At 45.4% G+C, this 15440-nt stretch carries 10 protein-coding genes; 5 read left to right on the top strand and 5 right to left on the bottom strand.

Going from position 1 to position 15440, the window contains the following annotated elements:
• Positions 1-3: 3 nt before the first annotated feature.
• The 3 genes from BT_RS08860 to BT_RS08850 all read right to left on the bottom strand — a co-directional run bounded on the left by BT_RS08860 (position 4) and on the right by BT_RS08850 (position 5086).
• Positions 4-192 carry a hypothetical protein gene (locus tag BT_RS08860; RefSeq protein ID WP_011107961.1) on the bottom strand — a complete coding sequence of 63 codons (189 nt, stop codon included), beginning with the start codon at positions 190-192 and terminating at the stop codon, positions 4-6.
• Between the two features lie 124 nt (positions 193-316).
• Positions 317-3874, bottom strand: a complete 3558-nt coding sequence (gene nifJ, locus BT_RS08855) for a pyruvate:ferredoxin (flavodoxin) oxidoreductase (protein WP_008767789.1) — start codon at positions 3872-3874, stop codon at positions 317-319.
• Positions 3875-3907: 33 nt separating this feature from the next.
• On the bottom strand, positions 3908-5086 hold the full coding sequence (locus BT_RS08850) for an ATP-binding protein (RefSeq protein WP_008763300.1): 1179 nt from the start codon (positions 5084-5086) through the stop codon (positions 3908-3910).
• A gap of 164 nt (positions 5087-5250) precedes the next feature.
• Between BT_RS08850 and BT_RS08845 the strand changes: the two genes are divergently transcribed.
• Positions 5251-6447: a hypothetical protein gene (locus BT_RS08845; protein WP_011107960.1), complete on the top strand. Its 1197-nt coding sequence runs from the start codon at positions 5251-5253 to the stop codon at positions 6445-6447.
• Positions 6448-7008: 561 nt separating this feature from the next.
• On the opposite strand, the gene BT_RS08840 is transcribed toward BT_RS08845, so the two are convergent.
• Complete coding sequence (locus BT_RS08840) at positions 7009-8466, bottom strand: glycoside hydrolase family 10 protein (RefSeq protein WP_011107959.1); 1458 nt, start codon at positions 8464-8466, stop codon at positions 7009-7011.
• Between the two features lie 185 nt (positions 8467-8651).
• On the opposite strand from BT_RS08840, the gene BT_RS08835 reads away from it, so the two are divergent.
• The 4 genes from BT_RS08835 (at position 8652) to BT_RS08820 (ending at position 12554) form a co-directional block, all read left to right on the top strand.
• Complete coding sequence (locus tag BT_RS08835; RefSeq protein WP_008767794.1) at positions 8652-10175, top strand: GDSL-type esterase/lipase family protein; 1524 nt, start codon at positions 8652-8654, stop codon at positions 10173-10175.
• Between the two features lie 231 nt (positions 10176-10406).
• Positions 10407-11837 (top strand): carbon starvation CstA family protein, encoded by a 1431-nt coding sequence (locus tag BT_RS08830; RefSeq protein ID WP_008767795.1) that lies wholly within the window; start codon positions 10407-10409, stop codon positions 11835-11837.
• On the top strand, positions 11834-12064 hold the full coding sequence (locus tag BT_RS08825; protein ID WP_008763306.1) for a hypothetical protein: 231 nt from the start codon (positions 11834-11836) through the stop codon (positions 12062-12064). The genes BT_RS08830 and BT_RS08825 overlap by 4 nt, the downstream gene beginning before the upstream one ends.
• 4 nt (positions 12065-12068) lie before the next feature.
• Positions 12069-12554 carry an outer membrane beta-barrel protein gene (locus BT_RS08820; RefSeq protein ID WP_008763307.1) on the top strand — a complete coding sequence of 162 codons (486 nt, stop codon included), beginning with the start codon at positions 12069-12071 and terminating at the stop codon, positions 12552-12554.
• A 72-nt stretch (positions 12555-12626) separates the two neighbouring features.
• Here the strand turns inward: BT_RS08820 and uvrA are convergent, their stop codons facing one another.
• Positions 12627-15398, bottom strand: coding sequence for an excinuclease ABC subunit UvrA (uvrA, locus tag BT_RS08815; RefSeq protein WP_011107958.1), 2772 nt, complete (start codon positions 15396-15398; stop codon positions 12627-12629).
• Positions 15399-15440: the final 42 nt, after the last annotated feature.

The following is a 15440-nucleotide window of genomic DNA, read 5'->3' as shown; positions in this document are numbered from 1 at the left end:
ACACTACTTCAACCATCCCGCCATTCTTTCTTTACCATAGAAGTAGTAGAAAAGTAGTCCCAGCCAGCTGGTAAGAACGATTAATACAATCGCTATAAGTCTTTTCTCTACAGCCGCATTTACATTCCAAATCTCTATGGCAGCTCTGAAAGTCAGTATCAAACCGATAATCCAAATAACAAATCCGATCATATCTTTAGAGTTTTAATGAATATCTTCGTGAGAAGTAATCGTTACTTCTAAGATATAAACAAAAAAGGCAGGAATCTGTTTCCAGGATTCCTGCCTTTTATTATGTACAAAGTATTTCTACTTATTATTCAGCTGTATCAGCTCCCCAGTTTTCTCTGGCAAGACGTTTGTAGCTGTTGTAACGCCATTTAGCGTTTTCTTCAGCAGCTTTAAACAGTTCTTCAGCTTCAGCAGGATATTGTTTCATTACAGAAGCGTAACGAACTTCACCCTTCAAGAAACCTTGGAAGTCTTCCCAGTTAGGTTCTTTGCTATCCAGTTGGAACGGATTCTTGCCTTCTTCTTCCAAAGCAGGGTTGTAACGCCACAAGTGCCAGTAACCGCACTTAACAGCCTTTTCTTCTTCTTCCTGGCTCTTACCCATACCGGCTTTCAGACCGTGGTTGATACATGGAGCGTAAGCGATGATCAGTGATGGTCCCGGATATGCTTCAGCTTCACGGATAGCTTTCAGAGTCTGAGCCTGGTCAGCACCCATAGCAATCTGAGCAACATATACATAACCGTAAGTAGTAGCCATCAGACCGAGGTCTTTCTTACGTACACGCTTACCTGCAGCAGCAAACTTAGCGATAGCGCCTACCGGAGTAGCTTTAGAAGACTGACCACCTGTGTTAGAGTAAACCTCAGTATCCAATACAAGGATGTTAACGTCCTTACCGGAAGCGATTACATGGTCAAGACCACCGTAACCGATATCATAAGAAGCACCGTCACCACCGATGATCCATTGGCTGCGTTTAACAAGATATTGTTGCAGATCAGCGATTTGCTTGCAGTGGTTGCATTTATCTTTAGCAGCTTCTACCATCGGAATGATCTTTTCGGCCAGTTCCTTAGTCTTTTCTGCATCCAGCATATTGTTGATCCATTCAGCAAATACTTCTTTGTATTCAGCCGGGCAGCAATCAGAAGCGATAGCTTCGTTCATTACTTTCACCAGACGGGCACGCATCTTTTCGTTAGCCAGTTCCATACCCAGACCAAATTCACAGAAGTCTTCGAACAAGGAGTTAGCCCATGCAGGACCGTGACCCTTTTCGTTCATAGTGTACGGAGTAGAAGGAACTGAACCGGAGTAGATAGAAGAACATCCTGTAGCGTTAGCAACCATTTCACGGTCACCGAACAACTGAGAAATCAGTTTCACGTACGGAGTTTCACCACAACCGGAGCAAGCGCCTGAGAACTCAAACAACGGAGTTGCGAACTGAGAGTTCTTCACGTTAGCCTTGATGTCTACCAGGTGTTGTTTGCTCTTCACGTTTTCAGCGCAGTAAGTCCAGTTATCAGCTTCGGCCAACTGGCTTTCAAGGTGTTTCATGGTCAATGCCTTGCCACCCTTCTTCGGATTACCCGGACAGATGTCGGCACAGTTACCGCAACCCAGACAATCGAGAACGTCTACCTGAATACGGAATGTCATACCATCGAATGCTTTACCTACAGCTTTCAGTTGCTCGAACTTAGCACCCTTCTGCTCTTCAGCATCGAGTACGAACGGACGGATAGAAGCGTGAGGACAAACGTAAGCACACTTGTTACACTGAATACAGTTTTCAGCATTCCATTCGGGAACGAATGCAGCTACACCACGTTTTTCGTATTTGGAAGTACCTTGATACCAAGTACCGTCTTCGATACCCTTGAATGCAGATACCGGCAGCAAGTCACCGTCCTGTGCATTGATCGGACGAACTACTTCGTTGATGAAAGCAGGATCATTGTTTTCTGCTTTTGCATCATCCGGCAGGTTAGCCCAAGCAGGATCGACAGTCAGAGTCTTGTATTCACCACCGCGGTCTACAGCAGCGTAGTTCTTGTTAACAACGTCTTCACCCTTCTTGCCGTAAGACTTAACGATGAATTTCTTCATCTGTTCAACAGCTTGATCTACAGGGATTACGCCTGTGATACGGAAGAATGCAGACTGAAGGATTGTATTGGTACGGTTGCCCAAACCAATTTCCATTGCAATCTGAGTTGCGTTGATATAGTATACAGAGATGTTGTTCTGTGCAAAGTATTTCTTCACCTTGTTAGGCAGGTTCTTAGCCAGTTCTTCGCCTTCCCAGATGGTATTCAGCAAGAAAGAACCGTTCTTACGCAAACCACGTGTTACGTCGTACATGTGCAGGTAAGCCTGAACGTGACAAGCAACGAAGTTCGGAGTATTTACCAAGTAAGTAGAACGGATCGGAGTATCACCGAAACGCAAGTGAGAACAAGTGAAACCACCCGACTTCTTGGAGTCGTAAGAGAAGTAAGCCTGACAGTGTTTGTCGGTGTTGTCACCGATAATCTTAACAGAGTTCTTGTTGGCACCTACAGTACCGTCAGCACCCAGACCGTAGAATTTAGCTTCGAACATACCTTCACCGCCCAGAGCGATTTCTTCTTTCTGAGGAAGAGAAGTGAACGTAACGTCGTCTACGATACCGATAGTGAAGTGGTTCTTCGGCATTGGCATAGCCAAGTTTTCGAATACAGAGATGATCTGTGCCGGAGTTGTATCTTTTGAACCCAGACCGTAGCGACCGCCAACGATAACAGGAGCATTTTCTGCGCCATAGAAGCAGTCTTTAACGTCAAGGTAAAGAGGTTCGCCGTTAGCACCCGGTTCTTTTGTACGGTCAAGCACTGCGATGCTCTTTGCAGTCTTGGGTACAGCAGCCAGGAAGTGTTTAGCAGAGAACGGACGATACAAGTGTACGGCAACCATACCTACTTTTTCGCCGTTTGCTACCAAGTGGTCGATAGCTTCGCGGGCAGCTTCAGTTACAGAACCCATTGCGATAATTACGCGTTCTGCATCTTCTGCACCGTAGTAATCGAACAAACCGTATTTGCGGCCTGTGATCTTGGAAATTTCGTTCATGTATTCTTCTACGATAGCAGGAACTGCTTCATAGTAGTTATTGCATGATTCACGATGTTGGAAGAAGTGGTCGGGGTTTTCAGCCATACCACGGGCAACCGGCTTCATCGGATTCAGTGCACGGGCACGGAATTCAGCCAAAGCTTCCTGGTCGATCAGCGGAGCGAGGTCGTCGTTTTCCAACATTTCGATCTTCTGGATTTCGTGAGAAGTACGGAAACCATCGAAGAAGTTCATGAACGGAACGCGTGATTTGATAGTAGCCAGATGAGCAACACCTGCCAAATCCATAACTTCCTGTACAGAACCTTCTGCCAACATAGCGAAGCCGGTTTGACGAGCTGACATTACGTCCTGATGGTCACCGAAGATACACAATGCGTGAGAAGCCAGTGTACGAGCAGAAACGTGGAATACACAAGGCAAGAATTCACCGGCAATCTTGTACATGTTAGGGATCATCAAAAGAAGACCCTGAGAAGCAGTGTAAGTAGTAGTCAATGCACCAGCCTGAAGAGAACCGTGAACTGCACCGGCAGCACCACCTTCAGATTGCATTTCCTGTACCAATACTGTTTCGCCGAAGATGTTCTTACGTCCTGCGGCAGCCCATTCGTCTACGTACTCAGCCATAGTCGAAGAAGGAGTGATGGGGTAGATAGCTGCTACTTCAGAGAACATATACGAGATATGTGCTGCAGCTTGGTTACCATCACATGTGATGAATTTCTTCTGTTTAGTCATAACTAAATTAAATATTTAAGTAAATAAATCTTTTTAGTATAAGAATCCGAACATCCAAAGAGGTATTTGGTTGCCGCGGCCTATCTCAGCCTTTTGCAACGCATACGTCACGTCCGGGTTATTCTTTATTTTTGTACCTTCCGCACAAATTTTGAACGGCATCACTTCGTCTACCATGAAAGAGACGTTTTTATCTCCTTTATGTACCTTATGGTCTTTCCATAAAGTGTTAACGAAGAACGTGTCGAGTACATCCTGTTCTTCCACTTTCACCGGATAAATGGAGTACATCAGGTTAGAGTTGTGCATCATAATCTTTGACGGTTTCTTTGGGAATTCTTCTCCTTTCGGGTAAACCAGATTAATCAGACGCGCGTCTGCCAGATACTTGATATAGTTCATTACCGTAGCGCGGGATGTCTGTACGTCACTTGCCAGTTGGCTCACGTTCGGAGCTTTCGGTCCGTCCACAGCCAACAAATATAGTAATTTTTTTATCTTTGAAAGATATTTCAGCTCAATTTGTTTGATCAGCAAGATATCCACTTCTACCATCATGTTCATTGTTTTCAGCAGATTCTCCGAGAAATTACGTTTTTCAAGGAAGAAAGGGTAGAAACCATGATGCAGGTAATCCTGAAAATAATCCAGCGGTCGTACTTTGGAAAGTACTCCTTTGGCTATCTGTTCATGTGTACTGAGGATTTCTTCGAGGCTGTATGCCCGGAATTTCATTCCTGTCTGCAGGTTCAGAAATTCACGGAAAGAGAATCCGCGCAGGTTATAACTTTTCGCAATGTCACGCAATTCGAGGTTTTCCTCTTTGAGTCGCATGACGGAAGAACCGGTGAAGACAATCTTCAGGCTGGGGAAACGGTCATAGCACATTCGTAGCTCTTTGCTCCATTCGGGATGTTTGAACACCTGGTCGATCAGCAGTACTTTTCCGCCACGTTTCTGAAACTCGTTGGCGAAGTCAACAAGGCTGTGACCGGAGAAATAAAAGTTGTTCATATTGATGAACAGACAGGAACGGTCGGTGCCGAATTTCTCTTTGGCGTACTGCAGGAGGAAAGTGGTTTTTCCTACGCCACGTGTCCCTTTGATACCAATCAGACGGTCACTCCAGTCGATCTCGTCCATAAGATCGCGGCGAACGGGGGCATTGGTGTGCTCAACGAGGTAGGCGTGTGTGCGATAGAATGATTCCATTTCGTTTCTTTGTTTTTCGGCTGGCAAATATAGTGCTTTTTTTAGGATTTGCAAAGTAGAGATAGCAAAAATGTGCTTTAATTTATAAGTTTCTCTTTATTGTGTAAGTTCCTGATTATTTCCTGTATATATTTGCAGAATAATGTGTTGAATCCATCTTTGACATGACGAAAAGACCTGTTTATATATTCAATCCGGAGCATGATATGGCGTTGGCAAGCGGTGAGACGAACTATATGGCGCCGGCTTCCGCCCGACAGATGGCGAGTGACCTGGCGTTGCTTCCTATGTGGTATGCCGAAGCGGGAAGTGCGGTGCTTGCACCGTCTGCTTATAATGCGGACTTCCTGAAAACAAAGAGTGAACTTTTGGGCATGGATGTGGCCTTGTTGACGGAACCGGAAGTGGCTGACGGTAAAGACCGGAAGTTCTCTCCGTGGGGGTGGGACCCTGCTTTGCGGAAGCGTTTGATGACATTGGGGGCAGATCAGACGGAGCTGCCTTCTGCGGATTATATGAATATTCTGAGAGAGCATTCGCATCGTCTGCAGGCGGTAAAGTTGTTGCCTGGGTTGCGGTTGAATGAATACTTCTGTGGAGAATCTTTTTATTTGAGTACTTTGGCGGAGTGCAGTGCGTTCGTCGAAGGGCGGGAAGCGTGCTTGTTAAAAGCTCCGCTTTCCGGAAGCGGGAAAGGATTGAATTGGTGTAAAGGCATATTTACTACTTTTATTTCCGGTTGGTGTGCCCGTGTCGCTGCTTCTCAGGGTGGGGTGGTAGGCGAACCTATATATAATAAGGTGGAAGATTTCGCTATGGAGTTTTATGCTGACGGGAGAGGAAGGGTTGTTTTTGCCGGATATTCGGTCTTCCACACGGGTGGGAGTGGGATGTATGCAGGGAATGACTTGCTGTCTGACGAGAAGATTCTGCAGAAACTATCGGCTTATGTGCCACAAGAAGAATTTATCAGGCTGCGGACTCGTTTGGAAGAAGAATTGTCAGCTTTGTTCGGTGGCTTTTATCATGGATACTTGGGAGTGGATATGATGATTTGTCATTTTCCGGATGAAGCGCCTGTTTACCGGATTCATCCTTGTGTCGAAATTAATCTGCGAATGAATATGGGGGTGGTGGCATGGCTCTTGACGGATCGTTATTTGGCTGCGGATGCGGAAGGAGTTTTTCGGATTGATTATTATCCTTTAGCCGGTCAGGCTTTGGAGGAACATCGGCAGATGTCGGCTTCGTTCCCTTTGTCCGTAGAGAATAATCGGGTGTGTGCCGGATATTTGCCGTTAGTACCGGTGACGCCTCAAAGCCGGTATCGTGCGTTTCTTTTGCTTACTCTCCCCCAGTGAAAAAGATAGTGCTTTTGCTCTCATGCTCTAACAGTTCGTCTGTATCCCTTTATTCATCGATGTTTTAGCTGTTAGAGATCCAGTGGTAGCAGAGTGAGAGCAAGGACTTGCTCTCACTCTGCATCGTCCTGATAAATACCGTTTTTACTGTGTTATTCTTTGATTTACAGGATGTTAATATCTGATATCTCAACTGTTAACGTTTGATTTCTCAGATATTAATAATTGAGAAATCAAGTATTAAGGACTGATAATTTATGTATTATTGACTGATATATGATTTAATGTTTTCAGAGAGAGCAGTACTATTGAAGTAGCTGATGCGTTCAATGTGATTGGAACATGCGGTTAAGTCAATCAAATCAACAGTAGTTTCAGATAGTTTCGAGCGTTTGGAACTAAAGTTTCAAGCGTATGAAACTCTAGTTTCTCACCGATGAAACTACAGTTTCACACCGATGAAACTCTGGTTTCAAGCAATGGAAACTCTTTGAAGATACTGCTAAATTGGAATTGGTGAACATCGGAAAAGTCATATTGTGGTAATACTGTCTGAAATGCCTACTTATCTCCATTTATGGGTGCACTCTCATTCCCGCAACGGTCGATAGCCGTTACTGCAAAATACTTCTTGGCATTCCAAGGCTGGATGGGTGCATAAATGTAACTTGTTTCACGAATACTTTGTGCGACAATATTTTCCGCTTTCTTTGTATCTACCGGATATTCATTGGAAGCATAAATCACGTACATCGGTTTATTCCGTTGGTCATTATCCGTCGCTGGTTGCCAGTTCAATTCGGTATATCCGTTGTCGATGGACGTAACTTTGAGTGCTGAGGGGGCAGACGGCGGAACGTTATCCAACCATGTCATCGGGGGCTGTAATGCCGGATAGGCATAGAAGTTCTCAATCAGTTCGTCATAAATTCCCTGAGTATTGTCCATCAGATACTTGACACGGTAATGCCCTTCTCCTGCCATTTTCTGATTACGGATGAAATTAATCTGACGATCCACTTCGTCGCGTGTCCACTTCCCTTCGTCGGGATGGAGGAAATAGATGCCCAGCCCCGGAATAACCTGTCGTCCGTTGCTCTGTTCCTGCCAGTCGAGCGCGAAAGGATAGAAACTGTTTCCCTGAAAATACATCATGGGATATATCTGATCCTGAATACCTTCTCCGAGCCATCCTTGCGGGTCTTGATAAACGGTATAGAACGCATTCCAACCACGGGAAGAATAGCGGGAAGTATCTCTGTATTTTCCTACAGGGCAAGTACTTACCTTTACCCACGGCTTCATTGCTTTCACACCTTTATATATGTACCGGACGATTTCGGAAATGTTATCCCGTCGCCATTGATCCAAAGTACGTCCTTTGCTGTAACGGCGGAAATCGTATTTGTCGGGGAATAGAGGAGCATTCTCCGGATAGCGCAGGTAGTCGAAATGCACTCCGTCTATATCATAGCGCTCCACCACTTCACGAACGAGTCTCATGAGATACTCTTTCGTAGCAGGATGCCCCGGATTAAGGAAATATTCATTTTTATAAGGCACGCATATATCTTTCACTCGCTTGGTGACAGATTGTTTGCCGAGAGAAGCGACGTGCTTTTTGTTGCCTAGCGGAATAGTCACCATCCACGCATGACATTCCATCCCCCGCTTGTGGCATTCCCCAATCGCAAAAGCCAACGGATCATATCCCGGATTTCCTCCGACTTTTCCGGTCAGGATAGAATTGAACGGTTCGATGGAAGAAGGATACAGCACATCTCCGCGTGTACGGGTCTGAAACAGGACAGTATTGAAGTTGGCAGCTTTCAGTTTATCAAGGATATCCACCAATTCTTCCTTTTGCTTGCGGATGCCCTGAGGAGTCGTGGCCCGTGTACGGGGCCAGTCCAGACCATATACAGCCGTAATCCATGCTGCACGAACTTCGTGCTTGGGTTGCGCCTTAGCCGGAAGGATAAGAAACAAAAGTGAAAGAATGAAAATAGTTCGGTGCATATTATTCCCTTTTAGATGCTAAATCTCTGCAAAGCTAGCAAAAATGTCCGTAAATTGATTATTCCTTTTTTATTTAATGCTATTTGACAGAAAATTACTGATTCTCTTTTAGTGGTATCTGCATTCTTAGCCGTCTTTTAATAAGGTACGAAATATAAAATATTAATATAACAAGATAATAAACAATGAAAAAGCTACTATCTGTGTCGCTCTGTCTTTTGTTTGCGGCGAGTCTGACTGCCCAGACGGGAAAGATTAGAGTTGCTACTGTTGGAAACAGTATCACCGGGGGAACGAATGATTATGGTTATTACGCGATGCCTCTGGCTGAAATGCTCGGTGATGATTATGAAGTTACCAAATTTGGTAAAGGCTCTTCCGGGGTATTTATAAAATTAAGAGAAGATGCGACTACTCCCGAAAATCCTAATGAATATCAATTCGCTTACATTAATTCTGAGCAATGCGCAGCGGCACTTGAGTATAAACCTAATATTGTCATTATTAAGTTTGGTGCAAATGATGCCAACAAGAAGAATTTCGAAAAATATGGTAAAGAGACTTTTAAAGCAGACTATAAGAAGTTGATCGCTAAATTCCAGGCTCTTTCGACTAAACCGGATATTTATATTTGTACGCCTCCGCCGATGTATTATGGCGATGGGGGATTTCTTGGTTCATTTGATGACAATGTAGCAAAGAATTATATTCAGCCTGCCGTAAGAGAGATTGCGGAGGAACTTAATCTGGTCTGTGTAGATCTGTATAATCCCTTGAAGGGACATCCGGAATTTATGCCGGGTGGCAACGATTGGGTGCATCCCGACCATAGAGGGCATTATATTATAGCGAAGGAAGTGTATAAGGCGATAACGGGTGAATTCGTTATGAACCCCGGTGGGATAACAGTGGCTGCTTCGGATATTTCTCTTTCGGGTTCGAAGGCGAAGATGAAGAATGGTGCTATTGAAAAAGCGAAGAACGGTACGAGATTGTCATTCGATGTACATTTTGGCTCATTGCCTACGTATGAGAAAGTAGAGGTTGACGTGCAATTGAATAAAAAGAAATCGGGATACTTGGATTTCTATCTGGATACTGAAACAATTCCTTTTGCCTCGGTTGATGTTTCGGGTGCCGACTCTAAGAATTTCACTACACAATCTGCTCTTTTCGACCGTCGGATAAAAGGCAAACATAAAGTGACTGTACAATGGAGAGGACAGGATGCCAAACTGAAATCAGTAACTATCAAGGAAAAATATATGCCTTATGTAACCGATAATGTATCTCAGGTCTATTTGGTAAACAAGGCAACCGGTATGGTACTGGATTGTAATCCGGATTCGAAAGTGATTTCTGCCGCAAAATATGATTCGGAAAAGAAGTCCCAGTTGTTTTGTATCGAGAATTTGACGTATCATATCCTCCGTGTCAGAAATATAGCGACCAACCTTCATGTAATGAATAATGGAGATAAAGTGATTGTGGGTAAGCCGGGTGATGACTGGCGAGTGCATGATCCTAAATATGCATTGTTCCTGACACCTACGGATGATGAAGGCTATTATTCATTGGGGCTGTCTCCTGAAGCAAGAATTGGTTTGTCTTCTGCCAACAGCACAGAGGTGGTAGGCAATAGAAGCGGCCAAATTGAAGACTTGGATAAATGGAAAATCGTGACAGCTGATGAAATGAAGAAGCAGTAATTCAGACCTTGGTGTATATATTGGATTATCTATATTAGCATTGAAAAGAAAGGAGGTTGTATCTGAACCTTTGCCGGAAGAACAAGAAACAAAAGTGAAAGAATGAAAATAGTTCGGTGCATATTCTTTATTTTTTGTTTTAAATCCCTGCAAAGTTAGCAAAAGTGTCGGTATTGTTGGGCTGTTTCGTGAGATTATGTTACATTTGCGACAGTTAAAAAACAACACGCCATGATTACATTTACCCTGTGCCTGCTGGCGTTGATAGCAGGCTATTTCACGTATGGACGCCTGATGGAGCGCGTCTTTGGTCCGGACGACCGTAAAACACCGGCTCTTACCAAAGCCGACGGAGTAGACTATATTCCGTTGCCTACTTGGAAAATATTCATGATTCAATTCCTTAATATCGCCGGACTGGGTCCGATATTCGGTGCGATTATGGGAGCGAAGTTCGGTACTTCTTCTTATTTATGGATTGTATTGGGAAGTATTTTTGCAGGCGCTGTTCATGATTACTTTGCCGGAATGCTTTCTTTACGTCATGGGGGAGAGAGTCTTCCCGAAATCATAGGCCGTTATCTGGGACTGACTACCAAACAGATAATGCGTGGATTTACTGTTCTTCTGATGATTCTCGTCGGTTCCGTCTTTGTAGCCGGACCTGCCGGACTATTGGCCAAACTGACTCCGGAAAGTCTGGACGCTACTTTTTGGATTGTCGTGGTCTTCCTATATTATATTCTGGCTACCCTGCTTCCGGTCGATAAGATCATCGGTAAAATATATCCGTTGTTTGCAGTAGCCTTGCTGTTTATGGCAGTCGGTATCCTGGTAATGCTTTATGTCAATCACCCTGTTTTGCCCGAACTATGGGACGGCTTGCAGAATACCAATCCGGATGCCAGTGAACTGCCGATCTTCCCGATTATGTTTGTGAGTATCGCCTGTGGTGCCATATCCGGTTTCCATGCCACGCAGAGTCCTTTAATGGCCCGCTGCATGACTTCGGAACGTCATGGACGTCCGGTTTTCTATGGTGCAATGATTACCGAAGGCATCGTTGCTTTGATATGGGCGGCAGCCGCTACTTATTTCTTCCATGAAAATGGAATGGAAGAAAGTAATGCTTCCGTGATAGTAGACGCTATCACTAAAGACTGGCTGGGAGCTATCGGTGGAGTGCTCGCCATTCTTGGAGTAATTGCGGCTCCCATTACTTCGGGAGATACCGCTTTCCGTTCCGCCCGTCTGATTGTGGCGGACTTTCTGGGACTGGAACAAAAAAGTATGCGCCGTCGTTTATACATTTGTATTCCGATGTTCGCAGTAGCTATCGGTCTGCTTCTTTATAGCTTGCGTGACGCGGACGGATTTAACATGATCTGGCGTTACTTTGCCTGGGCCAACCAGACATTGGCGGTGTTCACCCTCTGGGCTATCACAGTCTACCTTGTGGTAGCCAAAAAGCCTTATTGGATTACGCTGATCCCCGCCTTATTTATGACGAGTGTTTGTTCTACTTATATATGTATTGCTCCCGAAGGGCTGGGACTCTCGCATATAGTTTCCTACTGCATCGGTATAGGATGCGTAGTGGTAGCTATTGCCTGGTTCTTTATCTGGCTGGGAAAACAAAAAACTAGAAAACTATCAGAATGAAGAAAATAAAAAAATCGACAGGAGTTGCTATCGCATTCCTTATTTATGTATCAGTAACGGCAGCCTATTTGTTACCTCGCAACACGGAAGTCGGCCAGACGGAGAAGATTCTTACGGTGGTAGGTTCTTACGTCATCGTACTCTTGCTTTGGCTCGTGCTCCGGAAGAAGGAACAAATGCGTGAACGCCGTAAAAAAGACGAACAATCTATTCACTTAAAAAAGTAAATTTATGAAGAAATTAGCTTTAGCTATTTGTCTGCTGGTGGTATCAATAGCTGCCCAGGCACAATTTGAGAAAGGAAAAATGATTCTTAATCCTTCTGTAACGGGATTGGATTTTTCGTATAGTAAAAACGATAAGGCGAAGTTTGGTATTGGTGCGCAAGCCGGTACATTCCTTGCCGACGGTATCGCATTGATGGTTAATGTCGGTGCTGATTGGTCAAAACCCGTAGACGAATACACATTAGGAACAGGAATGCGTTTCTACTTTAATTCCACCGGTGTTTATCTGGGCGGAGGTCTCGACTGGAACCGCTTCCGTTGGAGCGGAGGACATCACCAGACTGACTGGGGGCTAGGCATCGAAGCCGGATACGCTTACTTCCTTTCCCGCACCGTAACCATCGAACCCGCCGTATATTACAAATGGCGCTTCAACGATAGCGACATGTCACGTTTCGGCGTTAAGGTCGGATTCGGATTCTACTTTTAACAATGGATAATGGATAATTGAAAATGGATAATGAGCTGCGCTGTTTACTGCATAGCCATTATCCATTATTCATTAAGCAAGCTTTTCTTTCAGAAACTGCCCCGTATAGCTTGCTCCGCAAGCGGCTACTTCTTCCGGGGTACCTACCGCTACGATATTTCCGCCTTTGTCTCCGCCTTCCGGTCCGAGGTCGATTACATAATCGGCACATTTGATAACGTCCATATTATGTTCGATGATGACAATGCTGTGTCCCCGTCGGATGAGTGCGTCGAAGGCATCCAGCAGCTTGCGGATGTCGTGGAAGTGCAGTCCGGTGGTTGGTTCGTCAAAGATAAACAGGGTCGGGTCGGCTTTCTCCTGACTCAGATAGAATGCCAGTTTCACACGCTGGTTTTCACCACCGGATAGGGTAGAAGAGGACTGGCCTAATTTGATATATCCCAGTCCGACATCCTGTAGCGGAAGCAGTCTTTTTACAATCTTCTTCTGACCGTGTTCGGTGAAGAATTCGACGGCTTGGTTTACTGTCATTTCCAGTACATCATAGATGTTCTTATCCTGGAATTTCACCTCCAGTGTATCTGCTTTAAAACGTTTACCGTGACAGGATTCGCATTCCAGCACCAAGTCTGCCATAAACTGCATTTCTACGGTGATGGTTCCTTCGCCTTTACATTCCTCGCATCGTCCGCCTTCGCTGTTGAAACTGAAATGTCCGGCTGTGTATCCCATTTGTTTTGCCAGAGGCTGTTCCGCCCATAGCTTCCGGATTTCGTCATAAGCCTTGATGTAAGTCACCGGATTGGAACGGGACGATTTGCCAATCGGGTTTTGATCGACAAATTCGATATTCCTCAAGTCACGCAGGCTTCCACTGATAGAAGAGAACTCTCCCGGGCGGTCGCTGCATTCATCCAGTTCGCGTTTTAGTGCCCGATAGAAGATATCCCGCACTAACGTACTCTTACCGGAACCGGAAACACCCGTGACTACTGTCATCACATTGAGAGGGAACTTTACATTCACTCCTTTCAGATTGTTTTCGCGGGCACCTGTCAGTTCGATATAATTGTTCCACGGCCGACGATGTTCGGGAACGGGAATCTCCTCTTCTCCCAACAGATAACGTACCGTATGACTATTGCTGCCTTTTTTCAGGTCTTTCATATCGCCCTGATAAACGACTTCTCCTCCCAGGCGGCCGGCATTCGGACCGATATCGATGATGTAATCGGCGGCACGGATTATTTCTTCATCGTGCTCTACCACTACCACTGTGTTTCCGAGTTCCTGCAATTGACGCAATACGCGGATCAGACGGTCGGTGTCACGGCTGTGCAAACCAATACTCGGCTCATCCAGAATATAGAGACTGCCGACGAGGCTGCTTCCTAATGACGTTGCCAGATTGATACGCTGGCTTTCTCCACCCGACAGTGAGTTGCTGAGCCGGTTTAAAGTCAGATATCCCAACCCTACATCTATCAGAAAGCGGATGCGGCTGTTGATTTCAATCAGAATTCTGCGGGCTACATTGCTGTCGTGTTCGTTGAGGTTCAGATGGTCGAAGAACTCTTTTAGTTCAGTGATGGGTAAATCTACCAGTTCGGAAATGCTCTTTCCGTCTACCCGCACATATCCTGCCTCCGGTTTCAAACGTGTACCGTGACATTTCGGACAGATTGTTTTTCCCCGGTAGCGTGCCAGCATTACCCTGTACTGTATCTTATATTGATTCTCTTCCAGCATCTTGAAGAAATCGTTGATGCCATGGAAGTATTGGTTTCCTTCCCAGAGTGTGCGACGTTGCTCGTCTGTCAGCTCATAGTAAGGAGTGAAAATCGGGAAATCGAACTTATCCGCATTATGAATCAGTTCATCTTTCCATTCTCCCATCTTCTCGCCACGCCAGCAGACGATGGCCCCTTCATACACGGATAGCGAGCGGTTGGGCACTACCAGATGCTCGTCAATGCCGATCACCTTGCCGAAGCCCTCGCATACGGGGCAGGCACCGATAGGAGAGTTGAACGAGAACATCTGATCGTTCGGCTCCTCAAAAGTGATGCCGTCCGCTTCGAATTTCGTACTGAAATTATATAGCCTGGTGGTGCCGTCCGGCAGATAAAAACGTAGCATACACGTACCGTCCCCTTCATACATGGCAGTTTCGGCAGAGTCCGTCAGTCGGCTGATGGCATCTTTCGTGTTTGCCACTGCCATACGGTCTACCAGCAGATAAACTTCGTCGCCTGCCACCGGCTTGTATTCATCGATACGTTTCATTTCACCGTTCACTTCTACCCGGTTGAAGCCTTGTTTCAGGTCTATCTCCAGTTGTTGCTGCAGGGTACGGTCTTCGCGCAGGCGGATAGGGGTCAATACGGTATATCTGGTCCCCTCCGGATGCGAAAGCATACAGTTGACGATGTCCTCCGTCGAATGCTTCTTGACTTCTTCTCCGCTGACGGGGCTATATGTCCGTCCCACCCGCGCATAAAGCAAGCGCAGATATTCATAAATCTCGGTGGAAGTTCCTACGGTAGATCTCGGATTGCGGCTGTTCACTTTCTGTTCGATGGCGATTGCCGGTGGGATTCCTTTAATAAAATCACATTCGGGTTTGCTCATTCGTCCCAGAAACTGGCGTGCGTAGCTGCTAAGGCTCTCGACATAACGACGTTGTCCTTCTGCATAGAGAGTATCAAAAGCGAGCGACGATTTCCCCGAACCGGATAGTCCGGTGATCACGACAAGTTTGTTGCGTGGAATATCTACATCGATGTTTTTCAGGTTGTTAACCCGCGCTCCTTTGATCGAAATATGTTTGTTTTCTGACATAAAATACTCCTTTTTTATGATAGTCGGCAAAGTTAGCGATTT

Origin of the sequence: Bacteroides thetaiotaomicron VPI-5482, assembly GCF_000011065.1 — a bacterium.
Lineage (GTDB): Bacteria > Bacteroidota > Bacteroidia > Bacteroidales > Bacteroidaceae > Bacteroides > Bacteroides thetaiotaomicron.
The sequence above is the reverse complement of the archived record's forward strand: the minus strand, read 5'-3'. Positions and strand labels throughout refer to the sequence as shown.